At 64.7% G+C, this 26,123-nt stretch carries 26 protein-coding genes; 9 read left to right on the top strand and 17 right to left on the bottom strand.

The features are described from left to right. Positions 1-19: 19 nt before the first annotated feature. The 3 genes from NCR37_RS16365 to NCR37_RS16355 form a co-directional block, all read right to left on the bottom strand. On the bottom strand, positions 20-949 hold the full coding sequence (locus tag NCR37_RS16365) for a cation diffusion facilitator family transporter (protein WP_250473911.1): 930 nt from the start codon (positions 947-949) through the stop codon (positions 20-22). A 42-nt stretch (positions 950-991) separates the two neighbouring features. After that, entirely contained in the window at positions 992-2,071 is a 1,080-nt protein-coding gene (gene selD / locus NCR37_RS16360) for a selenide, water dikinase SelD (RefSeq protein WP_250473910.1), read from the bottom strand. Between the two features lie 65 nt (positions 2,072-2,136). After that, positions 2,137-2,688: a putative glycolipid-binding domain-containing protein gene (locus tag NCR37_RS16355; RefSeq protein ID WP_250473909.1), complete on the bottom strand. Its 552-nt coding sequence runs from the start codon at positions 2,686-2,688 to the stop codon at positions 2,137-2,139. A gap of 234 nt (positions 2,689-2,922) precedes the next feature. Between NCR37_RS16355 and NCR37_RS16350 the strand changes: the two genes are divergently transcribed. Together NCR37_RS16350 and NCR37_RS16345 are read left to right on the top strand one after the other, a co-directional pair. After that, positions 2,923-3,345, top strand: coding sequence for a BspC domain-containing protein (locus NCR37_RS16350; protein ID WP_250473908.1), 423 nt, complete (start codon positions 2,923-2,925; stop codon positions 3,343-3,345). 302 nt (positions 3,346-3,647) lie between these two features. After that, positions 3,648-3,851: a hypothetical protein gene (locus NCR37_RS16345; RefSeq protein WP_250473907.1), complete on the top strand. Its 204-nt coding sequence runs from the start codon at positions 3,648-3,650 to the stop codon at positions 3,849-3,851. Positions 3,852-3,951: 100 nt separating this feature from the next. On the opposite strand, the gene NCR37_RS16340 is transcribed toward NCR37_RS16345, so the two are convergent. The 7 genes from NCR37_RS16340 to NCR37_RS16310 all read right to left on the bottom strand — a co-directional run bounded on the left by NCR37_RS16340 (position 3,952) and on the right by NCR37_RS16310 (position 8,460). Beyond that, positions 3,952-4,428, bottom strand: coding sequence for an Hcp family type VI secretion system effector (locus tag NCR37_RS16340; protein ID WP_250473997.1), 477 nt, complete (start codon positions 4,426-4,428; stop codon positions 3,952-3,954). A gap of 32 nt (positions 4,429-4,460) precedes the next feature. Continuing rightward, positions 4,461-4,757 (bottom strand): hypothetical protein, encoded by a 297-nt coding sequence (locus NCR37_RS16335; RefSeq protein ID WP_250473906.1) that lies wholly within the window; start codon positions 4,755-4,757, stop codon positions 4,461-4,463. Continuing rightward, positions 4,754-5,233 carry a DUF2778 domain-containing protein gene (locus NCR37_RS16330; protein WP_250473996.1) on the bottom strand — a complete coding sequence of 160 codons (480 nt, stop codon included), beginning with the start codon at positions 5,231-5,233 and terminating at the stop codon, positions 4,754-4,756. Before NCR37_RS16330 ends, NCR37_RS16335 begins: the two co-directional genes overlap by 4 nt. 378 nt (positions 5,234-5,611) lie before the next feature. Beyond that, positions 5,612-6,379, bottom strand: coding sequence for an anti-sigma factor family protein (locus NCR37_RS16325; RefSeq protein ID WP_250473905.1), 768 nt, complete (start codon positions 6,377-6,379; stop codon positions 5,612-5,614). Next, positions 6,376-6,891: a sigma-70 family RNA polymerase sigma factor gene (locus NCR37_RS16320; RefSeq protein WP_250473904.1), complete on the bottom strand. Its 516-nt coding sequence runs from the start codon at positions 6,889-6,891 to the stop codon at positions 6,376-6,378. Before NCR37_RS16320 ends, NCR37_RS16325 begins: the two co-directional genes overlap by 4 nt. A 44-nt stretch (positions 6,892-6,935) precedes the next feature. Continuing rightward, the gene (locus NCR37_RS16315; RefSeq protein ID WP_250473903.1) at positions 6,936-7,313 is read right to left on the bottom strand and encodes a COG4315 family predicted lipoprotein; all 378 of its coding nucleotides are present in this window, start codon (positions 7,311-7,313) and stop codon (positions 6,936-6,938) included. 157 nt (positions 7,314-7,470) lie between these two features. Continuing rightward, positions 7,471-8,460 (bottom strand): AraC family transcriptional regulator, encoded by a 990-nt coding sequence (locus NCR37_RS16310; RefSeq protein ID WP_250473902.1) that lies wholly within the window; start codon positions 8,458-8,460, stop codon positions 7,471-7,473. Positions 8,461-8,680: 220 nt separating this feature from the next. Here NCR37_RS16310 and NCR37_RS16305 point away from each other — a divergent pair, with 220 nt between their 5' ends. Beyond that, positions 8,681-9,733 carry an aldo/keto reductase gene (locus NCR37_RS16305; RefSeq protein WP_250473901.1) on the top strand — a complete coding sequence of 351 codons (1,053 nt, stop codon included), beginning with the start codon at positions 8,681-8,683 and terminating at the stop codon, positions 9,731-9,733. 21 nt (positions 9,734-9,754) lie between these two features. Here the strand turns inward: NCR37_RS16305 and NCR37_RS16300 are convergent, their stop codons facing one another. Further along, positions 9,755-10,621 carry an SDR family oxidoreductase gene (locus NCR37_RS16300; RefSeq protein ID WP_250473900.1) on the bottom strand — a complete coding sequence of 289 codons (867 nt, stop codon included), beginning with the start codon at positions 10,619-10,621 and terminating at the stop codon, positions 9,755-9,757. A 183-nt stretch (positions 10,622-10,804) separates the two neighbouring features. Here NCR37_RS16300 and NCR37_RS16295 point away from each other — a divergent pair, with 183 nt between their 5' ends. Then, a complete protein-coding gene (locus tag NCR37_RS16295; RefSeq protein WP_250473899.1) occupies positions 10,805-11,986 on the top strand; it encodes a 4-hydroxybenzoate 3-monooxygenase in 1,182 nt (393 codons plus the stop codon). Positions 11,987-12,142: 156 nt separating this feature from the next. Here the strand turns inward: NCR37_RS16295 and NCR37_RS16290 are convergent, their stop codons facing one another. Continuing rightward, positions 12,143-14,398, bottom strand: a complete 2,256-nt coding sequence (locus NCR37_RS16290) for an amylo-alpha-1,6-glucosidase (protein WP_250473898.1) — start codon at positions 14,396-14,398, stop codon at positions 12,143-12,145. A 190-nt stretch (positions 14,399-14,588) separates the two neighbouring features. Here NCR37_RS16290 and NCR37_RS16285 point away from each other — a divergent pair, with 190 nt between their 5' ends. Both NCR37_RS16285 and NCR37_RS16280 read left to right on the top strand, forming a co-directional pair. Beyond that, positions 14,589-15,380 (top strand): sulfite exporter TauE/SafE family protein, encoded by a 792-nt coding sequence (locus NCR37_RS16285; RefSeq protein ID WP_250473897.1) that lies wholly within the window; start codon positions 14,589-14,591, stop codon positions 15,378-15,380. A gap of 221 nt (positions 15,381-15,601) precedes the next feature. After that, positions 15,602-17,296: an acid phosphatase gene (locus tag NCR37_RS16280; RefSeq protein ID WP_250473896.1), complete on the top strand. Its 1,695-nt coding sequence runs from the start codon at positions 15,602-15,604 to the stop codon at positions 17,294-17,296. Here NCR37_RS16280 and NCR37_RS16275 read toward each other — a convergent pair. After that, complete coding sequence (locus tag NCR37_RS16275) at positions 17,293-17,691, bottom strand: RidA family protein (RefSeq protein ID WP_250473895.1); 399 nt, start codon at positions 17,689-17,691, stop codon at positions 17,293-17,295. The genes NCR37_RS16280 and NCR37_RS16275 overlap by 4 nt on opposite strands. Before the next feature lie 36 nt (positions 17,692-17,727). Continuing rightward, the gene (locus NCR37_RS16270; protein ID WP_250473894.1) at positions 17,728-18,627 is read right to left on the bottom strand and encodes a LysR family transcriptional regulator; all 900 of its coding nucleotides are present in this window, start codon (positions 18,625-18,627) and stop codon (positions 17,728-17,730) included. Positions 18,628-18,740: 113 nt separating this feature from the next. Here NCR37_RS16270 and NCR37_RS16265 point away from each other — a divergent pair, with 113 nt between their 5' ends. Next, a complete protein-coding gene (locus NCR37_RS16265; RefSeq protein ID WP_250473893.1) occupies positions 18,741-19,637 on the top strand; it encodes an NAD-dependent epimerase/dehydratase family protein in 897 nt (298 codons plus the stop codon). A 57-nt stretch (positions 19,638-19,694) separates the two neighbouring features. On the opposite strand, the gene NCR37_RS16260 is transcribed toward NCR37_RS16265, so the two are convergent. From NCR37_RS16260 to NCR37_RS16250, 3 genes are all read right to left on the bottom strand, one after another. Beyond that, the gene (locus NCR37_RS16260; RefSeq protein ID WP_250473892.1) at positions 19,695-20,798 is read right to left on the bottom strand and encodes a malate/lactate/ureidoglycolate dehydrogenase; all 1,104 of its coding nucleotides are present in this window, start codon (positions 20,796-20,798) and stop codon (positions 19,695-19,697) included. Positions 20,799-20,964: 166 nt separating this feature from the next. Beyond that, complete coding sequence (locus NCR37_RS16255) at positions 20,965-22,434, bottom strand: M20 family metallopeptidase (protein ID WP_250473891.1); 1,470 nt, start codon at positions 22,432-22,434, stop codon at positions 20,965-20,967. A gap of 71 nt (positions 22,435-22,505) precedes the next feature. Then, positions 22,506-24,941: a penicillin acylase family protein gene (locus NCR37_RS16250; RefSeq protein WP_250473890.1), complete on the bottom strand. Its 2,436-nt coding sequence runs from the start codon at positions 24,939-24,941 to the stop codon at positions 22,506-22,508. Between the two features lie 274 nt (positions 24,942-25,215). Between NCR37_RS16250 and NCR37_RS16245 the strand changes: the two genes are divergently transcribed. Together NCR37_RS16245 and NCR37_RS16240 are read left to right on the top strand one after the other, a co-directional pair. Continuing rightward, positions 25,216-25,398 (top strand): oxidoreductase-like domain-containing protein, encoded by a 183-nt coding sequence (locus NCR37_RS16245; RefSeq protein WP_250473889.1) that lies wholly within the window; start codon positions 25,216-25,218, stop codon positions 25,396-25,398. 97 nt (positions 25,399-25,495) lie between these two features. Then, complete coding sequence (locus NCR37_RS16240) at positions 25,496-26,005, top strand: DUF1993 domain-containing protein (RefSeq protein WP_250473995.1); 510 nt, start codon at positions 25,496-25,498, stop codon at positions 26,003-26,005. The last annotated feature ends 118 nt before the right edge of the window (positions 26,006-26,123 follow it).

The raw sequence follows: 26,123 nt of genomic DNA, 5'->3' as shown, positions 1-26,123 counted from the left end.
CCTGAAAGGCAGCGCAGGCTCAGGCAGCGGCGGCGGACTTTCGCACTTCGCGCGGCACGTCCGGCTCGAAAAACACCCAGCGCACTTGCGGGAACGCACGCTGGAGGTCTTCTTCGATGACGTTGATCGCGTCGATCATCGCGCGGCCGCTCGGGTAGTCGATCATCTCGGCCTGCACCGCGACGACGAGATGCTTGCCCCACTGCAACGTGATGAGGCTGATGATGTGCGTGACTTCCGGACGGGCGCGCAGGTGAGCGTCGATGGCCTTGCGCACTTCGGGGCTCGCGGACTCGCCGACGATCATCGACTTCACCTCGCGGGCGACGAGAAACGCGATGACCATAAGCAGCAGGCCGACGCCGACGGAGCCGGCGGCATCGTAGGCGGGATTGCCGGTGATCATCGTGAGCAGCACAGCCGTAAAGGCGATGGCGAGACCCGCGAGCGCGGCCACGTCTTCGCCCGCCACGACGAGCAGTTCCGATTCGCGCGTCTCGCGGAACCATCGCCATAAGGTCTTGTTCGGCGTGGTCTTGCGAATCTCGCGCATGGCGCCGGCGAGCGAAAACGCCTCCAGCGCGACGGACACGCCGAGAATCACGAGCGCGACGATCGGATTCGACAACGGTTCATGGTGCAGCAGCCGATGCGCGCCCTCGTACACCGAAAACGCCCCGCCGACGAAGAACAGCAACAGCGCGACGAGAAGCGCATAGAAGTAGATCTCGCGTCCCGAGCCGAGCGGATGCAGCGCGTTTGCCGGAGCCTGCGCGCGCTTCAGCCCGAAGAGCAGCAGCAGTTGATTGCCGCAGTCGGCGGTGGAATGAATGGCTTCCGCGAACATCGAGCCCGAACCCGTGAACGCCGCTGCCGCGAACTTGCAAACCGCAATGCCGAGATTCGCGGCGAGCGCGTAGAAGATGGCTTTCGGCGATTCTTCCTTCATGTGCACCCGCTTGGTCGTTGTCCGTTGTCGAAGAACCCTGTGTTAACGCACCTCGACGCGGCCCGCGCCGTCCGTCATTTCGCCGACGACCGCGGCCTCGGCGAAGCCATCGGCGCGGAAAATCGCCAGCACGTCGTCGACGGCTTCAGGCGCGCACGACACGAGCAACCCGCCCGATGTCTGCGGATCGGTGAGCAAGGTTCGGGCCGCTTCCATCGACGTGCCCGCCAATTCGCCCAGCGTGATGTCTGCGCCATACGCGGCCCAGTTGCGGCCCGACGCGCCCGTGAAGATGCCCGCCTGCACGAATTGCTCGACCTGCGGCAGCCACGGCAGCGCGGCATAGCGGATGCGCGCAGTCATCCCCGCGCCGCGCGCGAGTTCCAGCGTGTGCCCGAGCAGGCCGAAGCCCGTGACATCGGTGAGCGCGTGAACGCCGTCGAGCTGCGCGAGTTCCGCGCCGGGGCGATTGAGCTTCGTGGTCGCGGCGATCATCGCGGCGTAGCCGGCCGCATCGAGCTGATTCTTCTTGAGCGCCGCCGAGAGCACGCCGACGCCGAGCGGCTTGCCGAGAATCAGCACGTCGCCTGCGCGGGCGGCCGCGTTGCGCTTCACGCGCGACGGATGCACGACGCCCAGCGCCGCGAGCCCGTAGATCGGCTCCACGGAGTCGATCGAATGGCCGCCCGCCACAGGGATGCCCGCCTCCGCGCACACCGCTTCACCGCCCTTCAGCACTTGCGCGATGACTTCGTGCGGCAGCACGTTGATCGGCATGCCGACGAGCGCGAGCGCGAGAATCGGCTTGCCGCCCATCGCGTAGACGTCGGAGAGCGCGTTGGTCGCGGCGATGCGGCCGAAGTCGAACGGGTCGTCGACGATGGGCATGAAGAAGTCCGTCGTCGCGACGATGGCTTGTTCATCGTTGAGCCGGTACACGGCGGCGTCGTCGGCGGTGTCGTTGCCGACGAGCAGATTCGGGAACGCGGGCATCGGCGCGCTGCGCTTGAGCAGATCGGCGAGCAGGCCGGGCGCGATCTTGCAGCCGCAGCCGCCGCCATGCGAGAGGCTCGTGAGACGCGGGCCGTTTGTCGATTCAGAGGTAGGTGCGGTATCGGTCATCGTTTGAGTCATGCCAGAAAGTCTTCGATGACCTGCATTATCGCCGCTCGCGGCCCGGCGCGTCTTTATGCGATCCGTTCGAAGAGGCCGGGGTAGTCGGTCACGAGGCCGTCGTCATCGACCGCGATCTCGGCGGTGAAGCCCGTGTCGAGTCCTTCGAAGCGGTAGCGCCGCTTACCGTCGACACACGCGTCGATACATGTATAGGCCTGCGCGACGGCGCTCACGGTCATCTCCGGGACACGCACGTACGCGACGCGAATCTCGCGCCGCTCGCCCGGCTGCAAGCGCAGGCGGCGGATGGGCAACGTGTTGGTGAACGGCGTCGCGATGATGTCCACGTCGATGCAGCCGTTGAGAGCCGCTTGCGGCGCGCCCTGCTCGTCGGTCCACGCCTGCGCGCGACGCAGATCGATGCACCCGCCGCCTGCTAGCTTCGCGACGAGCCGCGTGACCTGCCAGCGCGCATCGCACTCGATGCGGTATGTCATGCCGAACGCCCCGGCCTCGCCTTCGCCCACGACGACGCTTTCGATGACGACGCCATCGGACCGCTCATCGAGCACGAGATGCTCGATCCCTTTGCCGTCCCGCTGCGTCCATCGCGCCTGTTTCATGATGTGCCTCGATTCGTAAGCCGGCTCACGACTAGCATACAACGCGACGCGAACGCTTTCGATCGCCATTCGATCTTCGATGCGCTCGACGGAGAAAAACATCGCGCGGTATACTTCGGCATCTCAAAAACGAGGCGCGCACGACTTCCGGTCCGGTACGGCTGTCGCCTTCCTTCCCGTGATGCGCGTCCGTGCTCCTTTTCGTTCCCTGCCGACAACGCCCATCGTGACTGCATGAAAACCTTGATCGCCCCTGCGCTGTGCGCGCTTCTGCTTTCGGCGTCGCTGTTCCAGATCGTTCAGGCTCAAGAGACGCCCGACCTTACCCAAGACTATTCGTATCTCACGCGCCTGCATGTGCCCGATACCGTCGTGCAATGCGTCGCGGCCTTCGACCGCTGGGTCGAGAACGCGCCGAAGTACGACGCGCTGATCGTGCCGGACCGCCGCGTGCTGTCCGCGAAAATCGACGACGACACGCCGATTCTCAGCCCCGCCAATCCCATTCCCGTCGACAAGGTGATCTTGATGCGCGCGTTCGCCAAGGCGCGAGGCAAGGCGCAATGGATGCGCGTCGATAGCCGGTGCGGCGTGCGCGACGGACAAGTGGTCGGCGTCTCCCTCACGCCGAACATGAAGCCGCAGATCGTGCGCTGACCGGCGGTGAACGTCGCCGTTCATGAGCCTGCTTCGTAAATATTTCAGGCAACACTTTTGCTTACAAACGAACACGGCTTGTCATTTTGCTAACGGCTAAATTGGTTTCCACGGATTTACACGGAGAAACCCATGAAGAAGTTAGCGATTCTTGCGGTGCTGAGCGTGGTGTTGGGAAGCACGCTGTCGGGCTGCATCATCGTGCCCGATGGAGGCGGCTATCACCACCATCACGACTACTACCGCTAAAGCCGAAACGGTCTGACACGCTGCGAATCATCAAAAACATCAAGGAGCCAATTATGTTCGACAAGACAAAGAAGAGCCTGCTTATCGCATCCGTTGCTGCTTCGCTGGGCATGGGCCTCGTGAACGTCGCCTCTGCCAACGTGCATCACGGGCATCACCATGCCGTGAAGGTGGGCTGGCACGGCGATCGTTACTGGGACGGCCATCGTTATTGGCAGCGCGCGGAGTGGGAACGTCATCACATGCATCACGGTTGATCGGGCGGGCTTCGCTCGATGGAAAAGCCGCAGCGCGTTGTGTCGCTGCGGCTTTTTTGTTGCTTCGGCGGGTCGATAGTGCACGAGACTGCGTTGGAGCCTACGCGGTCTGGTTGTTCCTCATGTCAATCAATCCCGTAACGGCACCTATCGCGCCTCCATGCCGATTTTGCAGGTTATATTCTTGCTTCATGCGGGAGAACGATAGACCGACCGTTTCGATCGCATAACCGCCGTCAGCCGAAGGCAAGACCTTTGTGATTACCACATCGGACATCGTGATTCGATAGAACGTAAATGGCGACCCTCCCGCTTTGCGCATCGAGAGTTTGACTTCGCTTATATGCTTGCCCTGGAAGCAGAACGCCGCGAGCGTCGGTGATGCGCAATCTACCTCGCGCTGAAACACGAGATCGGACACTGAGGCTTTGCTTGCGCCGCCGCCGGAGCCTGACAGCATGCGCGCATCTTGTTCGATCAGGAACTGCCAGTGTATTACGTCGATGGCGTTGTTAAAATCCGCATCTTGTGATTCGCCTTTGATGCCGTCGAATTGGATAAAGATATCTGAAGTCAGTGAACTGTTCGATGGAAGATTCGCTTCGCGAATCATTTCTTGATTGACTTACGCCTGCTATGCGTGCGCTTCGCAAACTTTGAGACAAGAACCAGAACCGCCGCTACGCCTGCCCAACAAGCAAGAACAATCGAGTAGAGTCCGACATCCTGTATATCTTCAGGCGCAGGGTACTTCACTCCGAAGACGCCAAGTAGCCAACGGATCGCCATATCCTCTTCGTAGGGCATCATTCCGCACCGGACAATGATGGCGCGCGCTAGTAAGACGCCTATAACCAGCGACGCAACGGTGATGACGACGATGTAAAGAGCCTTTGTCTGCTTCATCGTACCGTCACTGTGCCATATGCTTTGAGCGCCGACCCAGGAACGGTTAGCGCGGGCGGGGACCGGCGAATGAATTGTTGAAGGAATTCGAATTCAGCGGGATTAACGAGGGTAATGCATCCTTCACTGATGCCGTGCGTTCCCTCGGGATGCAACCTGAATTGCCCTCGCTGTATGCCGTTGATCATCGTCACGTCGCCAGTTCTCGGGTTCCAGAGCATGAACCATTTCCTACGGTCTGTGCTGCCGACGATAGGGGCCCCGAAATCGCGCAATGCTCCTAATACCCCGCCTGAAAGACGATCAACGATATAGTATTGCCCCGGCGGTATGGGACCGATCTTCGGCGTAGCTACCTTCTCCGGATTATCCCGGCCTTCTTTCTGCCCCGAGAACGCCTCTACCGTTCCGTAGCCCTCGCACACGAGTGTGGAAGTACGGCGATTATCTAGAGTGAAAGTACAGCGAACCGGCATGCTCACGCCCTCGCCGGTTCGCGCAAAGCACTCAAAGAATGCAGCTTCTTAAGATTGCCATCTCTGTAACGCTCACCCTGACTATTCTGAACGACCATGGGAATTAACTTCTCGATCACGGAAAATGCCACTGTCAGTTCATGCGACCAAGCAGCGACTTCCCGGGTGCCTAGGCGAATACTAAGGAAGCAAGCGCCGCGCAAGTCGTTGCTTTGATCGTCGTTGACGATCGAACTACCACTCATAGTCATAATAAGCACCCCTTATCAATCCAGACATCGGCGCCGAAAGATTAGCGCTAACGAAGAATGCTATGTATAGATTTTTGTCACTTCACTTGATGCTTGCGTCTAAACAGACACTGCGTGGATCGACACATCACCAATTCTTCGGATCCCCGCCCAATTCCTTGCACGTGTCATAAGCGATTGCCTGCAGCTTCGCCTGCCCGATCTCCCCGGAGAGCGCATAGCCGACGCGATCCGACGCCCAGTAGTACGTCGTGCGCGGACCGTCGCGCAGCATTCTGACCTTGGCGTCGTTGCGGGCGACGGTGGTCATGTACAGCGTGAGGCGTTCGCCCGATGCGTTCTGATACATGAATTGCGCGGCAGGCCCTTCTTCGCCCGGCAAGAGGCGTCCGCCGACGAGCTCGAAACCATACTCGGCAAGCGACGGAATCGTGAGCGTCCGGTTCAGGCGCTTCGACAGCCAGTTCACGAGATGATCCTGCTGCGATGCCGCCACTTCCACCGCGTGCCGCTGCTCGGGCGCATACACGGCGTAGGCGATATCCGCGCGCTCCGCGAAGCGCGCACGCGGCTCGCCCAAAGCGGGCAGCAGCATGTGCATGAGAAATCCGCACGCGATACCGACAACCAGCAGGCACGCAGCCAGCAGATAACGTTGTCTCGCGGGCGGCCGCATCACGACGATCTGCGGCTCCGCCTGTTCCGCCGCGAACAGCGCGCGCAACGCGTTGTCCTGCGCGCGATAAGCGGCCACCGTCGCTTCGCAGGCGGCGTCGTTCGTGATGCGCGCGGCGGTCGCGTCGCGTTCGTCGCGGGGCAACTCGTCGTCGATATAGGCGGAGAGCGCCTGCAACGCGCGCTCGTTGTCATCGGCCGGGCGGTCTTGATTCGTCATGAGCGGCTCACCACTTTCAACGGCGCGGGACGCCCCTTCTCCTCGCCCAGCAAAACGCGCATGTGTTCCCGTGCCCGCGAGAGGCGCGACATGACCGTGCCCGCCGGCACGTTCAGCACCTGCGACGCTTCCTGATAGCTCATTTCCTCGACGCATACGAGCAGCATCACTTCGCGCTGCTCGACCGGCAGACAGTACAGCGCGCGCTGCACGTCGCGCAGCACGAGGCCATCGACTTCGCCGCGCGGCGCGGCCATCTGCCGCCAGGGCGCGGTTTCATCGTCGACGGCAATATCGCGGCGTCCGCGCAACTGGTCGATATAGATGTTGCGCATGATCGTGAAAAGCCATGCGCGCAGATTCGTGCCCGCGCGGAACATGCTCGCGCGGTTGAGCGCGCGTTCGGTGGCATCCTGCACGAGGTCGTCGGCCCACGCGCGATCGCCCGTCAGTGCGCGCGCATAGCGGCGCAACTGCGGAAGATGCGCGAGAAGATCGTGCTCGAAGTTCACGAGCGTGCTTCTGAGGGTGCTTTTATAACGCGCCGGTCACAGCCTCAAGGCTTGACCACGTGCCAGACGTTGCGGAAGTTGTCGCCGTTCTTGTCGCCGGGCTTCGTGTCCTTGGCGAAGCGGTACACGCGCTTGCCGTCGTAGGCCCATTGCTTGCCGCCGTCGGCCGATTCGGTGGTCCATTTGCCGCTCGGCTGGTCGGAGTCGCTCGCCATCGCGGCCGGCCACGCCTGCGCGCAGCCGCCGGTGCACGCGCTCGGGCTGCCTTGGGTGTCCTTGTCGAACGTGTACAGCGTCATGCCGTTTTCGTCGACATACATGCCGTTGGCTTCCTTCGGCGCCGCCGCGTACGCTGACGACGCGACGCTGGCAGCGGCGCTCGCGACGGTTACGGTGACGGCCATCAGAATGTGCTTGTTCATTTCATCTTCCTCGCAGAGAAATACGTGGCAGTGTCCGCAGAACGTGCCGCGGCGCTGCGTTATTCCGCGGACGATGAAATAAACCGATGCGGCAGCGCCGACGCATCGCCAGTCAGCATTCGTGAGGTCATGCGTGGTGCGTCAAGCGTCGTGCGGCTCAGGCGCCGGCGGCGGCCGCATCGCGCCAGCGGCGCGTATCGCGCAGCGGCGGCGCGCCGAAGAGCCGGCTGTACTCGCGGCTGAACTGCGACGCGCTCTCGTAACCCACGCGATGCGCGGCCGTCGCGGCATCCGCGATATCGAGCAGCATCAGCCGCCGCGCTTCCTGCAAGCGCAACTGCTTCTGATATTGCAGCGGGCTCATTGCGGTCACGGCCTTGAAGTGATGATGCAGCGACGACACGCTCATATGCACGTCCTTCGCAATGTCCTCCACGCGCAACGGCTGATCGAAATGCTGACGCAGCAGCTTGATCGCCTTCGCGATGCGCTGCGTCTGGCTGTCGTTGAGCGCGATCTGACGCAGCCGCGCGCCGGAGCCGTTCATCAGCAGCCGGTACAGAATCTCGCGCTTGACGAGCGGCGCGACGATCGGCACATCTTCCGGCGTGTCGATGAGGCGCAAGAGACGCAGGACGGCGTCGAGCATGGACGTGCCGAGACGATTGACGAAGAGGCCGCGCGAAGCGTCGGTCTGCGTCGCGGGCGGCAGGTTCTGATCCTGGATCAGCGAGGTGATCTCTTCGACATCGAGGTCGAGCCGCAGGCCGAGATACGGCTCAGAATCGCTCGCGACCGTGACCTGGCCGATCACCGGCAAATCGACGGACGAAACGAGATAGTGCATCGGATCGTAGACATACACGTCGTCGCCGACGATCACCCGCTTCGAACCCTGCGCGATGAGCGCAAGCGCCGGCGTCTGGATGCCCGGCTTCGGCCCGCCGGGATTCATCACGCGATGCAGGAAGAGGCCCGGCACCGGCGTCTCCGTCGTGCCTTCGCAGCCTGCGGTAAAGCGGTCGATCAGCGCGACGAGATCGAGGCGCGCCTGATCGAGCGTGGAGTCGGATGAAACGCGGTGCGTTTCGCGGGAATGATCGTGAGCATCTTTGCCGGCGAGGCCGGGCGTGTCGTTCAGCGCCATAGTTTCCGGAGGGACTCGAGCGTGGAAGAAGTCGACATAGCTTACTCGCGCGAGCGCTTTCGTGCGCGCGCGCTGCCCCCGCGTTTGCAGGAACAGGCAAGGATTCGACAGGATCAGGCTATGAACGCCGCGCGTTGCCGGACGATACTGCATTGTCGGCACCGAACGCTCGTCGCATTTCAGCGAACGCTTCACGCCTACTGTCCACTCGGGAGCAACCATGCGCTACAGGAAATTCGGCAATACCGGCCTCTTCGTCTCCGAACTGTGCCTCGGCACGATGACATTCGGCGGCGGTGGCGGCGGCATCTGGGACAACATCGGGCAGCTTCAGCAGGCGGACGCCGATAAGCTGGTCGGCCGGTCGCTCGATGCGGGCATCAACTTCATCGACACCGCCGATGTCTACGCCGACGGCCAGTCCGAAATCATCACCGGACAGGCGCTCAAGAATCTGAAAGTGCCGCGCGAGAATGTCGTCGTCGCGACGAAGATTCTGGGCGAAGCCGGCACCAAGAGCGTCAATTCGCGGGGCGCGTCGCGGTTCCACATCATCGACGGCGTTAAGGCCAGTCTCAAGCGCCTGCAACTCGATCACGTCGATCTCTATCAGATTCACGGCTTCGATCCCGCCACGCCGATCGAAGAAACGCTGCGCGCGCTCGATACGCTCGTGCAGCACGGCCATGTGCGCTACATCGGCGTGTCGAACTGGGCGGCCTGGCAGATCATGAAGGCGCTCGGCATTTCGGAGCGGCTCGGACTTGCGCGCTTCGAGTCGTTGCAGGCGTATTACACGATCGCCGGACGCGATCTGGAACGCGAACTGGTGCCACTGTTGCAGAGCGAAAACGTCGGGCTAATGGTGTGGAGCCCGCTCGCGGGCGGCCTGCTCTCGGGCAAGTTCACGCGCGAAGGCGGCAAGGAAGAAGGCAGCCGCCGCTCGAAGTTCGACTTCCCGCCGGTGAACGTCGATCGCGCGTACGACTGCATCGACGCGATGCGCCGCATGGCCGAGGCGAAGAACGTGTCGGTCGCGCAGATCGCGCTTGCGTGGCTCTTGCTCCAGAAGGTGGTGACGAGCGTGATCGTCGGCGCGAAGCGTATCGAGCAGCTCGATGACAACATCGCGGCGACGAACGTGCGGCTGAGCGAGGACGAACTCGCCGCGCTCGACGAAGTGAGCCAGTTGCCGGCCGAATACCCCGGCTGGATGCTCACGCGCCAAGGCGAATACCGCCGCAACCAGTTGAAGGAAGCGGCGGGCGAGTAAGTCTGCCGGCAGGCAGGCCGGTCAGATGATCGGCTTGCCGCCCGTCACCGCGATGGTCGCGCCGGAGATGTAACTGCCCTCGTCCGAAGCCAGCATTACATAAGCGGGCGCGAGTTCGGCGGGCTGGCCGGGGCGCTTCATCGGCACCTGCGAGCCGAAGTTCTTCACCTTCTCGGACGGCATGGTGGACGGAATCAGCGGCGTCCAGATCGGGCCCGGCGCGACGCAATTCACGCGAATGCCGCGCTCGGCCAGCAACTGCGCGAGTCCGCCCGTGAAGTTCTGGATCGCTCCCTTCGTGCTCGCATACGCGATCAGGCCGGGATTCGGCGCGTCCGCGTTCACGGACGTCGTGTTCACGATCGCCGCGCCTTCCTTCATATGCGCGAGCGCTGCCTTCGTGATGCGGAACATCGCGCCGATGTTCGTCGAATAGGTCTTGTCCCACTCGTCGTCGCTGATTTCCTCGAGGCTGTCGTAGGTCATTTGATATGCCGCGTTGTTCACGAGCACGTCGAGCCGGCCGAACGCATCGGCCGTCTTCGCGACGATGTCGCGGCAATGCTGGCGATCCGTGATGTCGCCGGGCAGCAAGAGCGCCTTGCGCCCGGCCTGCTCGATCCAGCGCGCGGTTTCCTTCGCGTCGTCGTGTTCGTCCAGATAGGCGATGGCGACGTCCGCCCCTTCGCGCGCAAAGGCGATCGCCACCGCGCGGCCGATGCCGCTGTCGCCGCCCGTGATCAGCGCGGCTTTGCCGGCAAGCCTGCCGCTTCCCTTGTAAGTCTCTTCGCCGTGATCGGGCTTCGGATTCATTGCTTCGGTCAGGCCCGGCGTGCGTTCCTGTTGCTGGTCGTCGAATGGTGGCTTCGGATATGCGCTTGCGTCCATGTCGGTGTCCTCGTGTTGATGAGTCGGGATAAACCCTTGGTCAGCAAGCACCGGACCCGATTTCACGCGGTTTTGCGGCCGTTATCTCAATAACGGATAGGTGCTATCGGCTGTATCGCGTTGCGGCATATCGCCACGATGCCGACACTGTACGCACAACATCACGACGCAACGGAGACATTCATGCGTACTCAAGTCGGCATCGTCGGCGCGGGCCCGGCCGGGCTTCTGCTCTCTCATCTCCTTCATCTGCGCGGCATCGAATCGGTCGTGCTCGAAGCGCGCAGCCAGCAGGACATTGAATCCACCATTCGCGCGGGCGTGCTCGAACAAGGCACGATGGACCTGCTCAACGAAGCCGGCCTCGGCGCGCGGATGCAGGCCGAAGGCGCGCTGCATCACGGTTTCGAACTCGCGTTCGAAGGACAGCGGCGACGCATCGCGCTGACCGAACTCACTGGTCATTCGATCACGGTCTACGCGCAGCACGAAGTCATCAAGGATCTGGTCGCGGCGCGCATGGCGGCGAACGGGGCGCTCAAATTCAACGTGTCGGACGTGTCGCTGCATGACTTCGCCGAGAACAGCGACGGCAAGCCGCGCATCAAGTACCGCCACGAGGGACGCGACGAAGAGCTTGAGTGCGACTTCATCATCGGCTGTGATGGCTCACAAGGCGTCTCGCGTCAGAGCATTCCGGAGGCGGTGCGGCAGGATTATCAGCGCGTGTATCCGTTCGGCTGGTTCGGCATTCTGGTGGAAGCGCCGCCCTCCTCCGACGAACTCATCTACGCGCGCCACGGCCGCGGCTTCGCGCTCATCAGCACGCGCTCGCCGGGCGTGCAGCGCATGTACTTCCAGTGCGATCCGAAGGACTCGGTGGATGCCTGGTCCGACGACCGCATCTGGGCCGAACTGCACGCGCGCGTCGATACGGCGGACGGCTGGCAGATCACTGAAGGGCGCATCTTTCAGAAAAACATCGTGGGCATGCGCAGCTTTGTTTCGACGCCGATGCAGTCCGGCAAGCTGTTTCTCGCTGGCGACGCTGCGCACATCGTGCCGCCGACCGGCGCGAAGGGCCTGAATCTGGCGGTGTCGGACGTGCGCGTGCTGACGGCGGCGCTGATTGGCTATTACGAGGAGAACGACGCGGCCTCGCTCGCCCGCTACACCGAGACGGCGCTCAAGCGCGTGTGGCGCGCCGAGCACTTTTCGTGGTGGATGACGCGCATGCTGCACAAGCTCGACGACACGTCGCCGTTCGAGCAGCGGCTTCAAGTGGCCGAGCTCGAGCACGTGACGACATCGCGCGCGGCGGCGACGGCGCTCGCGGAGAATTACGTCGGGAGTGTTGCGGTTTGAATTAGCGTTCGCTTCGCTCGGCGCTGGTGGCAAGGCGCTGGGCGTGGCAGTTTGATCAGCGGCTTGACTCACTCGGCAACCTGACTGCCTCTGCCCCGATCACGCCTCGCTCTCCGACGAGGGCGCTCGGCATTCTTCCGCGCGCCCTCGCCGACTTCACAGCACCGCCACGACGCGCGCGTCGCCCTCCACCGACGGCACCACTTGCCCGCCCACACGCCGGAACGTGATGGTGACGTTCTTCTCGCCGATTCGCAGATCCCCGATCTCCAGCCAGTCGATGCCTTCCGGCAGCTGCGGACGGTCGACGCGAATCTCGTCGTTGACTGCGTCGATCGTCACGCCCAGACATGCCTCCAGAATCATGAATGGCGCGCCCGCAGCCCACGCCTGCGGCAGGCACGCGACGGGGTACGCAATGGGCCGCTCGCCGCGCTGCCGCGTGAAGCCGCAGAAGAGCTCGGGCAAGCGCATGTCGAATGTGACGGCCGCCTCGAACAGTGATTGCAGCAAGCCGACCGCCGCTCCGCGCTCGCCGTATCGCGCAAGGGCGCGCGCGCAGATGGCCGAGTCGTGCGGCCATACGGAGCCGTTGTGATACGACATCGGATTGAAGCGCGGCTGCCCCGCTGCGAGCGTGCGAACGCCCCAGCCGGTGTGAAAGAGCGCGGATTCCAGTTGCCGCGCGACCGCCTCGCCGCGCTTGCGCTCCACGAGATCGAATGCAAGCAGATGCCCCGCATTCGACGAGAGCACCCGGCAAAGCTCATTCCGCCCGTCTAGCGCGATGCCGTAGAAGTCCATCTCCGGCATCCAGAAGAGCGCCTCGACGCGTTCGCGTATGTGCTCGGCGCGCCGCTCGAACTCTGCTACGCGCTCATGCTCGCCGCGCACGCGGGCAAGACGCGCCATCGTGGAGAACGCCGTCGAAGCGTAAGCCTGCACTTCGACGAGCGAAATGGGCCCGATGGGAAACTGGCCGTCCGCATGGAACACGGAGTCATGGCTGTCCTTCCAGCCCTGATTGGCCAGGCCATATTCGGTCGCCCGCTGGTAGCTCAGAAGACCGTGCGGGTTTCGGTCGCAGTGGCGCGCCACCCAGCCGGCGGCCAGTTGCAGCGCCGGCCAGATTTCGTCGATGAGCGCGCGGTCTCCCGTGCGCTCCGCATACGCGCCGGCAAGCACGATGAAAAGCGGCGTGCTGTCCACGCCGCCGTAGTACAGCGCGAACGGCACTTCGCCCGTGGCTGCCATTTCGCTCTTGCGCGTCTCGTGCATGATCTTGCCGACTTCGGCGTCCCTGAACGCCGAATCCTCTCGCGCCTGATGCGCGGCCAGAAAGCGCAGGACGCCGCGCGCAAGCGTCGGTTGCAGCCACAGCATTTGCAGCGACGTGATGATGGCGTCGCGTCCGAACGGCGTCGAGAACCACGGAATGCCCGCGTACGGGTACGGGCCGGTTTCGAGATCCGTGGTCAGCAAGCCGAGGTCGGCGAGCGACCGGTCGATCCATTCACTGAAGAGCGGATTGCTCGATCGGACGCGGGCGCCGGCGCGGCGCTTGTCGCGCATGCTGCGGTGCGCATCGACGAGCGCTTCGCGGATGGCCGGGCGTCCCGACTCCGGCGCGGATTCCGGGGCTTCCGCTGCGTTGCGCTTGCTTTCCTCGCTGGCGTCGCTCAGGGCATGCGTGACCGCCGTGACCGACAGATACACCGAAATCGCCGTCTCCGATTGAATATGGAGCGCGTAGTCGGCGCGCGTCGGCGAGAGAACGTCGGGGGCGGGCGTGAACTGGATGCGCGCGGTGCGCTCCACTTCGTCCAACCCGATGTAACTCAGCACGACTTCCCCGTTTTCGACGGCGGGCGGGCGCAATGTGCCGCGTTTCGGCCGAATGGTGCCGCGCACTTCGAACATGTCGAGAAAGTCGGCGGCAAACGAGATGGAAAGCGGCACCGTCGACGGTTCCGTGCCGTAGTTCGTGAGCACGATGCTTTCGTGCAGCACGTGCCCCGAAAGCACACGTTTGCGCTCGACGTGAATCACGCCCTCCGGCGTGCGTGCCCCACCGATGGGCGGCAAAGGCCGGTTCGTCAGATGCGCGGTGAACACGGCGTTGTCGCTCGACACGCTCCCCGATAGCAGGGAAGGCGCGCGGCCGCCGAAGGTCAGAACCAGTTGGGAAAGCACGCGCGTGTCGTTGACGAACAGGCCGTCGTCACGACCGCGGATATCGCCGTTCGCGTCGTAGACGGCGAACGTGTTGCCGGACTTGAGGACAAATTGCCGTTCGGTCGGCTGGTTGACGTTCTCGGTGGGGATGAATGCCTCGTCCGTCGCCGCGAACTGCTGCTGTTGCTGCTGCTGTTGCTGTTGCGTCGGGTTCTGCGTCTGTTCCTTCGTATCCATTGCACCTTCCTGAAAGTGACGTGAAAGGGCGCCCGATGGCGCAAAGTGGCGATTCGCAGTGCGCCCGCGGGCCGTTACGGGCGAACGGCCGGCGGGTCACGCACGGGTTTCGTGCAGCAGGTGAACCGCTGACCGGCTATCATCGACGGTTTTTCGACCCACCGACGCCTGACCGGTTCTCTCCGCGCGCATGTTTCCGCATATCGACTTACTTTATTCCGCTTCCGGGCTGGCGGTCGGCTTTCTCGTCGGGCTGACCGGCGTGGGCGGCGGCTCGCTGATGACGCCGCTGCTCGTGCTCCTCTTCGGTATCCATCCGGCCACCGCCGTGGGAACCGACCTGCTCTATGCCGCCGCCACCAAAAGCGCGGGAACGCTCGTCCACGGCCTGAAAGGGTCCGTCGACTGGCGCATCACCGGTAGGCTGGCGGCAGGCAGCGTGCCCGCGGCCGCCGTCACTCTGTACTTTCTGAATCAGCACGGCATTACCTCGCCCGGCACGGCGCGACTGATCCAGCTGATCCTCGGCACGGCGCTCCTGATCACCGCCGTTTCCCTCGTGTTCCGGCCGCAGCTCGCGCGCTTCGCGTATCGCAAGGGCCGCAGCCGCCCGGAACGGCCCGCGCGCACCGCGGCTTGGACCGTGCTGACCGGCGCGATTCTCGGCATGCTGGTGTCCCTCACCTCCGTGGGCGCCGGGGCGATCGGCGTGACCGTGCTGCTGCTGCTCTACCCGCGCCTCGCCACGGTGCGCATAGTCGGCTCCGACGTCGCGCATGCCGTGCCGCTCACGCTGATTGCCGGCGCGGGCCACTGGATGATGGGCTCGGTCGACTGGTCGTTGCTCGTTTCGCTCCTCGTGGGTTCGATTCCGGGCATCGTGATCGGCAGCAATCTTTCGTCCAGGGCGCCGGAAGCAATGCTGCGCTACCTGCTCGCCGCCACCCTCGTTCTCGTCGGAATAAAGCTCGTGTTCAGTTGATGTTAGTCACGCGGCTCGGCGGTTTCCAGTCGGCCGAATGTCATAGGCAAAATGGCATGTTCCGGTTTTTTTGCTTATGCCGTTCGGCCGGGTTTCCGGCAGCCGGTCGATGCGGCATCATGCGCTGTCAGACCCAACGAGGCGCAGCGCCAGGCGAGCGTCGTTTTGGCGTCGATCATCCGCGCGCCGGCAGGCGTGTGCATGCAACGAGGAGTCACGCGATGAAACCGAACGACGAGCCGAACGACGAGCCGAATCACGAACTTCCCGCAGGCCACGACGCCCCCGCCGACCCGGCGCGGCGGCGCTTGCTGGCTGCGGGCGTCGGCCTTGCCGGATGGTCCCTCGGCGGCTGCAATCTGTTCGATCACAAGCCGGCCACGCCGAAGACCGCGGCAGACCTTTCGGCGGATCGCGCGCTTGCGGCGCATGTGCGCCAGATCGTCGTGATCTATGCCGAAAACCGCAGCTTCACGAATCTCTACGGCGACTATCCGGGCGTGCAGTATCCGCTCTCGGCAGTGACGTCCGCGCAGTTCACGCAGTTCGACCGCGACGGAGTGACGCCCCTGCCGACGCTGCCCAAGATCTGGGGCGGCCTCGTGCCGCAGGCGCAAGACGTGGACGGCAAGCGTTATGCCATTGCGGAACATCAGATCAGCGAGCTCCCCAATGGCCCGTTCCGCCTCATGGACGCGCACGGCGAACCGCTGCCCAACAGCGTCATCACGCGTGATCTGGTGCATCGCTTCTACCAGAACCAGATGCAAATTAACGCCGGGCGCAACAACCAGTTCGCGGCGTGGGGCGACTCGGGCGGCCTCGTCATGGGCCACTACCGGAATTCGCCTGAAACGCTGAAGCTCTGGGGCCTCGCGCAGCAGTACACCCTCTGCGACAACTTCTTCATGTCCGCATTCGGCGGTTCCTGGCTGAACCACATCTTCCTGATTTCGGCGCAGGCACCTTTTTATGCGGATGCCCAAAACGGCCCGGCGGCGAAACTGCTGGCTGTCGTCGAAGGCGACGACCCAGCCGGCACGCGTCTGAAGCTTGCGCCCGATTCGCCGCGCTCTGCGCTGGACGGCCCGCCGAAGTTCGTGCGCGACGGCGCGCTGACCGCCGACGGCTATGCGGTCAATACCATGTTCCCGCCGTATCAGCCGAGCAACGTGAAGCCCGCGCCCGGCGGCGACCCGCGCCTCGCGGATACGTCGAACGCGCTGGTGCTCCCGCCGCAAACCTACGCGACCATCGGCGACCGTTTGTCGGACAAGGGCGTCGACTGGGCGTGGTACAGCGGCGCGTGGAAATACGCGCTCGATCACCGCGACACGGGCGCGGTGCCGGACTTCCAGTACCACCACCAGCCGTTCAACTACTTTCGCAACTACGCGCCCGGCACGGCCGCCCGCGAGCGGCATGTGCGCGATGCCGGCATCGGCGATGATCCTTCGACGAACAAGCTGCTCGCCGATATCGACGCCGGCCGCCTGCCGGCTGTCACGTTCTACAAGCCGCAAGGCAATCTGAACATGCACGCCGGGTACGCGGATGTTGCCTCCGGCGACCGCCACATCTCGAATGTGATCGAGCACATCCGGCGCGGTCCGCAGTGGCAGAACACGGTCGTCATTGTCACCGTCGACGAAAACGGAGGCTGGTGGGATCACGTCGCGCCGCCGAAGGGCGACCGCTGGGGGCCGGGCTCGCGCATTCCGGCGCTCGTCATATCGCCGTTCGCAAGGCAGGGCTATGTCGATCACACGGTCTACGACACGAACTCGATCCTGCGCTTCATCTCGCGCGTGCATGACCTTGCGCCGCTCGACGGCGTCGCTGCGCGCGACCAGGCGATGGCGGCCAACGGCGAAGCGCCGCTCGGCGACTTGACCAACGCGCTAGACCTGGCTTAGAGCGGAGTCTGTTCGACCCACGCACGCGCCGATATTTCGAGCAGATAGCCGTAATGCAGCGCGCCGACCGGCACGACGGCGCGCGCCGGTTTCCACTCGCCGAAATGGCGCGCGTAAATGTCGTTGAACGCCTTCCAGTGCTCGACGCCGACGAGATAGACCGTCACTTCGATGCAGTCCGTAAGCCCTGCGCCCGCCGCTTCGAGCACGGTTCGAAGGTTGCGCAAGGTCTGCTCGGCCTGCTCCTCGAAAGGAAGGTCGCCGGTGTGCGTGCCGTCCGGGCGCACGGGCAACTGGCCCGAGACGCAGATCAGATTGCCGGCGCGCGTCGCATGGCTGTAGTGGCCGGCGGGAATCGGCAGGCCCGGGGCGTTGATCGCTTGGATCGGGGGCATCGTGGAGTCCTGTATCGAGTGCGAGCAGCGGTGCCGTCACAGCGCCAGCTTGCCCGCAATAAAGTCGAGGAACGCGCGGGCGCGCGCGGCCATCGACTCGCTTTGGTAAAAGACGGCGCTGATCGGCTGGCGAACGTCGCGCAGCGCATCGTCCAGAATCGGGCGCAGGCGGCCCGCTTTGACGTCGGCGGCAGTCATGAAGTCGGCGAGACACGCGATTCCGCCGCCGTCGATGGCCAACTGCCGGATCGTCTCGCCGCTCGACGCCGAGATCGCGGGCTCCACGGTCACGAACTCTGCCTCGCGCCCTTCGCGCGCATTGCGCAGCGGCCAGTCATTGAGACTCTCGGGCGCAGTGAAGCCGATCAGCCGGGCGCGCAGGAGTTCGTCGACGTCGCGCGGCTCGCCGTGCTCGGCAAGATAAGCCGGACTCGCGAGCACGCGCAAGCGGCTGCTGCCGAGCGCGCGTGCGTGCAGCGTGGAATCCTGCAGCGCGCCGATCCGGATCGCGATATCGACGCGCTGTCCCAGCAAATCGACGATGCGCTCGTTGCTCGTCAGCTCCAGCGAGATATCCGGATAGAGCGCGGCGAACGCCCTGACGTGCGGCACGATGCAATGAAGCATGAACGGCGACGCCGCATCCACGCGCAGCCGGCCTGCGGGACGCTCGCGGCGTCGGGAAAGCGCTTCCTCGGCGTCGTCCATCGCGGCGAGTATCGCGCGGGCGCGGGTCAGGAACAGTTCGCCTTCGTCTGTGAGTTGCAGCCGGCGGGTCGTCCGGCGAACGAGCGTCGCATCGAGTTTCTTCTCCAGCCGCGTGAGCGTCCGGCTCACGCCCGAGACCGTCTGTTGCAGGCGTTCGGCCGCCGCTGTCATCGATCCGCTGTCGACGACGGTCACGAACACGAGCAATTCGTCGGTGTTGGTCTTCATGGCGGCGCGTCGATTATTGAATCTCAGTCAAGTTTCCTTTGAGACTAACACTATTTCTGCGAAAGTCGAAACGGTCGATACTGTGCGCACAGGTTCTAACAAGGGAGCAACAAATGAATATTTTTGTGACTGGCGCAGGCGGATTCATCGGCGGATCGATTGCGGCGGGGCTCGCTCGTGACGGGCATCGCGTGCGTGGACTCATCCGCCGCGAAGAGCAGCGTGATGCGCTGAAGCGCGCGGGCATCGAGCCGGTCGTCGGCAGTCTGGACGACGGCGCCCTGCTCGCCGATGAAGCGCGAGCCGCCGATGCCGTCATCAACGCGGCGAGCAGCGATCATCGCGGTGCGGTCGAGGCATTGGTGCGTGCGCTCGAAGGCTCGGACAAGCCGCTGCTGCACACGAGCGGATCGAGCATCGTCGGGGATGGCTCGGGCGGCGAGGCGTCGGAGGACGTCTACACCGAAGCGCAGTTGCCCGAGCCGACCGCCGACAAGGCGCCGCGCGTCGCCATCGACCGTCTTGTGCTCGACGCCGCCAAGCGCGGCGTGCGCTCGGCGGTGCTCTGCAACACGTTGATCTACGGACACGGCGCGATTCCGGACACGGCGAGCGTCCAGTTGCCGCGCCTCGAGCGGCAAGCGAAGAAGAGCGGCGTCGTTCGGCACGTCGGCCGCGGCATGAATATCTGGTCGAACGTCCATATCGACGATGTCGTCGATGCGTACCGGCAAGCACTCGCGAAGACGCCAGCGGGCACGTTCTACTTCATCGAAAGCGGGGAAGCGCAGTTCCGCGACATGACGACCGCGATGGCTAAGGCGCTCGGCCTGCGCGGCCCGGAAGACTGGCCGCTGGAACAGGCGATCGAGGAATGGGGTTACGAGATGGCGTCGTACGGGCTCGGGTCGAATAGCCGCGTACGGGGCGAGCGCGCCCGCACGCTCCTCGGCTGGCAACCGAAGCGCACGTCGGTCATCGAGTGGATCGAGAAAGAGATGGTGCGCTGAGCGACACCACGAGGCCGAAATTGGCTTGACCAGTTTCGGCCGCGCACCGTCTTGCGCTTACTTCAATGCTTCCGCGTACGGCGCGATTTCGGCTTCCGTCATGCCGGATTTTTGCGCCGATTCGCGAATCTGCTTCCACGTGGTCGGGTCGATCGGCACGCCGTTCGCGCCGCGTTCCGCGCGACGCGCCTCTTCCGGCTCGCCCGGCGCGTAGATCGCATCGACGCCCTCGGCGTGCGGCGACGCCTTCATCCATTCGAGGAAGGCTTCCGCTTCGGCCTGCGCGGCGGGCGCGTCGAAGGCGTTCGGATCGAGAATGACCGACGTCATGCAGTTGTAGATGGCGCTCGACTTCTCCAGCGTGGTTTCGTGCGTTGTGTAGCCGCCTGACAGCGCGCCGCCGAAAATCTCGCAGAGCGCGGCCAGTCCCGAACCCTTGTGCAGGCCGAACGCCGTCAGCGCGCCGAACGGTTCCTCGTGCATGACTTTCGGCTCCACCGTCGGACGGCCTTCGTGGTCGAGCAGCATGCCCGGCGCGACCTTCACGCCTTTGTTATACGCGACCCGCGTCTTGCCGTAAGCGATGCCCGCCGTCGCGAAATCGAGCACGAGCGGGCTCTTGCCGTCGCGCGGATACCCGGCGCAGAACGGGTTCGTGCCGAAGCGCCGGTCGATGCCGCCGAACGGCGCGACGAGCGGATCGCCCGCTACGTTCACGAAGTGGAACGACACGAAGCCCGCCTTTGCGCATTGCTCCGCCCAGTGGCCGATGCGCCCGATGTGGTGCGCGTTGCGCAGCCCCACCGCGCACACGCCGAACTTTCTCGCGCGCTCGATGCCGTGCTCCATCGCCTCGTACGCGACGACCTGCCCGAAGCCCTTGCGGCCATCGATAGTCAATACGGCGCCGGCGTCGCGGACGATCTCGGCGTGCGTGTTCAGCTGCAATTGCCCGTCGGCGAGCGACGACGTGTAGCGCGGGATCATGCCGACGCCGTGCGAATCGTGGCCCGACAGATTGGCCATCACGAGGTGATCGGCCACGAGTTCCGCCTCGCGCGCGGCGCTGCCGGCGTGTTCCCAGATGGCGCGGACGTAGGCGTGCAAGGTGTCGGCGGCGATGCGCTGTTCTTTTACTGCGGTTTGGCTCGTTGCGTTCATTGCGACTCTCGTCTCCAAAGTCGATTGCTGACGCGTCGCCTCTACGTGCGACGCGCGGGCCTTCTACTTTACAGACGATCAACTGGCCTGACCAGTTTCATTTTCGGCCAAACCAAAGAAAACGCCCGCGAGCGCGGGCGTCAGTCCGACAACGGTAGCAAAAGACTCAGGGCGCAGCCGCGATCACTTCCGCCACTGCTGCCGTCAGCTTGCGGGCATACGGCACATGCAGGAATTCATTGGGTCCGTGCGCATTCGATTTCGGGCCGAGCACGCCGCACACCATGAACTGCGAGCGCGGGAAGCCTTCTTTCAGCGTGTTCATCAGCGGAATGGTGCCGCCCTGCCCGATGTAGGCGACATCGGCGCCGAAGTGCCGGCGCGAGGCGTCGTTCAGCGACGACGCGAGCCACGGCGCGAGGTCCGGCGCGCTCCAACCCGTGGCCGCGCCTGCTTCCGGCTTGAACGTGACCTTGGCGTTGTACGGCGGATCGAATTCGAGCAAGGACTTCAGCTGCGCGACCGCCTCCGTCGCCTCGACGAGCGGCGGCAGGCGCAGCGACAGCTTGAACGCGGTGCGCGGCGCGAGCACGTTGCCGGCGTCCGCGAGCGGCGGCAGGCCGGCTGCGCCCGTCACGGTCAGCGAAGGCCGCCACGTCGAGTTAAGCAACGCTTCCTTCGGATCGGTGGTGGTCGGAAGCACGCTGCCTCCATCCTGACCGCAGCTCCACGGCAGCTTCTTCCAGACATCGTCGCCGAGAATCTGCGCCGTTGCTTCCGCTTCGCGCAGGCGTTGCGCCGGAATCCCGCAGTGGAAGTCTTTCGGCAGCAGATTGCCGGTGGCGGCGTCTTCGAGGCGCTCGAACAGTTGCCGCATGATGCGAAACGTCGACGGCGCAATGCCGCCATAGCCGCCCGAATGCAAGCCTTCTTCGAGCACCTGCACTTCGAGGTCGCCCGCGACGAGCCCGCGCAGCGACGTGGTCAGCCAGAGTTGATCGTAATTGCCCGCGCCCGAATCGAGACAGATCACGAGTCCGACGTCGCCGAGCCTGTCGCGCAGCGCGTCGATGTACGGCAGCAAGTCGTAGCTGCCCGACTCCTCGCACGTCTCGATGATGCCGACGCAGCGCGGCCGCTCGACGCCTTGCGCGTCCAGCGCGGCCAGCGCGGTGATGCTGGCGTAGGTCGCGTAGCCGTCGTCCGCGCCGCCGCGCCCGTAGAGCTTGCCGTCCTCCAGCTTCGGGGTCCACGGACCCAGATCGCTGCGCCAGCCTTCGAACTCCGGCTGCTTGTCCAGATGGCCGTACAGGACGACCGTTTCGGTGCTGCCCGAGCGCGTGGCCGGGGCTTCGAAGAAAATCACCGGCGTGCGCCCGGCCAGCCGCACGATTTCGACTTTCAAGCCCTTGACCGGCTGCGCTTTCACCCAGTCGACGGCGTCCGTGACCACGCGCTCGATGAAACCGTGCCGGGCCCAGTCGACGTCGAACATCGGGCTTTTGGCCGGAACGGCGATGTAATCGGTGAGCGCCGGAACGATCTCGTCGTTCCATTTGCGGTCGACGAATGCTTGCAGCGCGGACGCGTCGAGCCGGACTGCTTCTTCTTGCGGTGTGCTGTTGCCAGTAGTCATGACAGAGATTCCATGCGGGCAAACCTCCATCATAGACGGGAAACTTCCGGCTCGCGAAGCGTCTCGCGATCTCAACGCGTGCCGGTGACGACGATTCGCGTGAGCGCCGGATCGGCTTCGATGGCTTCGTCCGTGAACGGGAACCGCTGCCAGTGCTTCGCCGCAAAAAGACGCGTGGCGTCGCCCGAGCGAGGCGAAGCGGGATCGTCCGATTCGGACGGCGCGAGCATGGTGTCCGCCTCGACACCCGCCGCGCCGTCGGCCGTGAACGTGACGACCTGCATGTAGCTGTCGCCGTGGCCGTTCGCGTCCATCGAATAACCCTTCGGATCGAGCGGACGCCCCGCGCAGACGACCGTGAAGTAACCGGCGTCGTCGCAGCCGCCGTAGAGCGGCACGTTCGCGCCGTTGCGCGTCGTGTGGAGCAGGTCGCCACGCCGCGAATCCAGCGCGAAACCGTTGAGCCGCAGCGAGAGCGCCGCGCCGCCGAGCGCCTGCCGCAATTCCTGCACGACCTCCGGGCTGTCCGTCTTCAGGCCGCTCGGCGTCGCGAGCGGGCGCGCCGGATCAAAGCGCGTCGCGGCCAGCGTCTCGGGCGCGAGCTTCGTGACGCGCCGCCAGAACTCGTCCCACAAATTCGCGCCGCGGGCGTCGATATCGGCCGTGCCGTTCCAGTTGCGCAGCACGTCGCAGGCGTCGTTGAGCGCGCTCATCGCGTCGCCGGGGGTGCAGACGGCGTCTAGCACCGGCTGACGGTACAACTGCTCGGACAACGAATGCGTCTCGAGCACGGCCTGTTCGACCGCGCCCCGCGTCACGCCGCCGGGCTCGCGCTGCAGCCGCGCCGCGAGCAGGTGCCCGTAGCGGGTGCGCATGGACTGTTCATAGCGCGTCGCGCCCAGCACGCGCGCGTAGCCCGTGAGCGGGACATTCGCGTTCGTGAGCCAGTAAGTGTCGTTGAAATTGCCGACGTAATCGCCGCGAAGCATGCTGGGCAATTGCGACACCGGGAGTGTGCCCGGCACGGTGCCCGGCATCGTGTTCGAGGGATCGGTGCGCCATGTGCAGGCGGTTTTCGCGCCGTCGAGGACCGGCACGCCGGGCATCCGGCTCGCCAGGGCGCGGCCCGTCGGCGTCGTGCAGGCGTCGGCGAGCGCATCGGGCACGCCGGGAATCGGGCCGATATCCGCGAACCACGCGCGCGGGTCGCCCCGGCCGATGGCGAACGTGTTGGCCCACGGAACCGCCTTGTACCGCTTCTGTATCGCGATGAAATCGTCGAGCGAGCGAGCCTGGTCCCACGCAAAGAAGTTCTCGAAGCTGCGCACGTTGTCCGCGTTGACGTCGGCGAACGCGTAGGCGCGCTGCGCGTTCCAGCCGAGGCCGGCGTTCATGGCCGACAGATCGACGACGGGACCGAAGCGCGTGCGATAGAGCGTGCGCGAGACCGATTCGAGCGAGCCGTCCGCGCGGCGCACGCGCACCGTGAGCGGCACGGGCGTCATCGACTGGCTCGCGCCGTCGAAGAGATAATGCGTCGGGTCGGCGTGATCGAGCGTCATTTCGAAGAGGCCGAAGCGGCGGCCCGTCGAAACGGTATGCGTCCACGCGATATTTTCGTTGAAGCCGAGCACGACGAGCGGCATGCCGAGAAACGACACGCCCGCCACGTTCAGGCGGCCGGGAATGGTCAGTTGCGCCTGATAAAAGCGGTCCGGGCCTTGCCAGGACCAGTGCGGATTGCCGAACAGGATGCTCCGTTTCTCCCGCGTAATCGGCGCGCCGAACGCGAGCGCGTTGCTGCCGAGGCCGGGCATGTCGCCGACGGCATCGCGCCGCTCGCTCATGTCCAGCGACGCGGCCGGCGGCTGCGCGCCCTGCTTCGGCGGGCGCGCAGCCGCGATGGCCTGCACGAAACGCGCCGATCCGCCCGCCAGATTCGCCGCGATTACGCGACGGTAGATGTCGTCCGGCTCGATGTCCTCGACCCACGGCTGGCTGCGGCAAGCGGCGTGCGCGCCGGGAAACTGGCCGGCTTTCAGATCCGCCAGATAATGGTTGTAGCCGGATGCGAAGCCGTCGACGAGATCACGCAACTCCGGTGGCTGCGCAGCGCGATAACGGTCGACGGCGGCTTGATCGTCGACTAAGCGGAAGAAGAAATCGGCGTCCAGATTGCGCGGCTGGCCGAACGTCGATCCGCTCGGCAGGCGGGCGTCCGCGCCGAAGTACGCGGACCGCTCGCCGCGATAGGTCACGAAGCCATCGGCGAGCGTGCAGAGCGTGTCTTGGGCCTGCGCGTAGCCGTAGCCGAAACCGAGGCTGCCCCAGTCGGCGGCGCGGACGTGCGCAATGCCGGACTGCGTGCGGCGGATTTCGGCGCTGTACGGCGTGTCCTTGCCCGGCGCGGCGCGCGCCCGGTCGGACGCATCCTGCGACGAGGCGCAGCCGGCGAGCACCGCGCTCAATAGCGCGCCGAAGATCGCAAGCCTGATGGTCTGATTCATCGAGGGAGTCCTTCGGTCCAGTCGAGTGTGGTTCGGATGCGGCAACTGCGCTCGCAACGTTCGCGGCAGTATCGCATTGCGCGAATGATGAACCCGCCAAAAGTTAGCCGTTCGGTTTGCCGTTCGGAGCCGCTCATTGGGGAGTGTTTGCGGACGGATGGCTTGCGCTTGCGTCGGGCGAAACGGCGGTCCAAGCTCAACTGCCGGCCTGCCGAAGCCTGGCGGCCTGCGAACGCAGCCGGCAGTCGTGTTCAATGAACCGGCATCCACCTCAATGCTCAATCACGATCCCAATGCTCCGGCAGACGATCCGCGCCCCACGCCGCCCGAGCGCCCCGCCCCGGGCGATTGCTGCCAGAGCGGCTGCAATCCTTGCGTGTTCGACATCTATCAGGCGGCGCTCGAACGCTATCAGGCGCAATTGCGGGAATGGGAGGCGCGGCACGCGCGGCCGTAGCCGGCGGTTTGTGCGCAGCGCCGCGGCGGGCGCTATGCTTGTCGCCCATCACTACCCGGGCCGCAACGGTCCGCATCACGTCAAGGAGCGCAAGACCATGTCCCTCTCGATGTATCGCGCGTCGATTCCGGTGTTTATTCGCGGGCTGGAAGTCTGCTCGTCGCTGTTGGAAAAAGGCGCCGCCTTCGCCGACGAAAAAGGCCTCGCCCACGCCGATGTCATCGCCGCGCGGCTCGCGCCCGACATGCTGCCGCTCGCCGCGCAGATTCAGCGCGCGAGCGATACCGCGAAGCTCTCGGCACAGCGTCTTTCCGGCGTCGACGCGCCGAAATTCGAGGACAACGAGGACAGCTTCGCGGCGTTGCAGGAACGCATCGCGAAGACGATCGCTTATTTGAAGAACATTCAGGAAGCGACGATGGAGGGCAGCGAGACGCGCACCGTCACGCTCAAGTTTCCGGACTTTTCGCCGTCGTTTTCGGGCGTCGATTATCTATTCGGCTTCGGATTGCCGAACTTCTATTTTCACGTCGCGACGACTCACGACATCTTGCGCCACCTCGGCGCGCCCATCGGCAAGCGGGATTATTTGGGGCCGCTGAAGTGAGGCCGGCGTAGAAGCGCCGTTTTCTTGCGGCGCGCAGGCGCCTCGATGATCGGCACGTCCATGCACGTGAGCCGCTCGGCCGCCTGATTGACCGCGCCCGGTACGGGCAGACAAGCGT

It is taken from the genome of Caballeronia sp. GAFFF1, assembly GCF_023630705.1.
In the GTDB taxonomy this organism is placed as follows: Bacteria; Pseudomonadota; Gammaproteobacteria; order Burkholderiales; family Burkholderiaceae; genus Caballeronia.
Note: the sequence above shows the minus strand (reverse complement) of the source record. Positions and strands in the feature narration are given on the sequence as shown.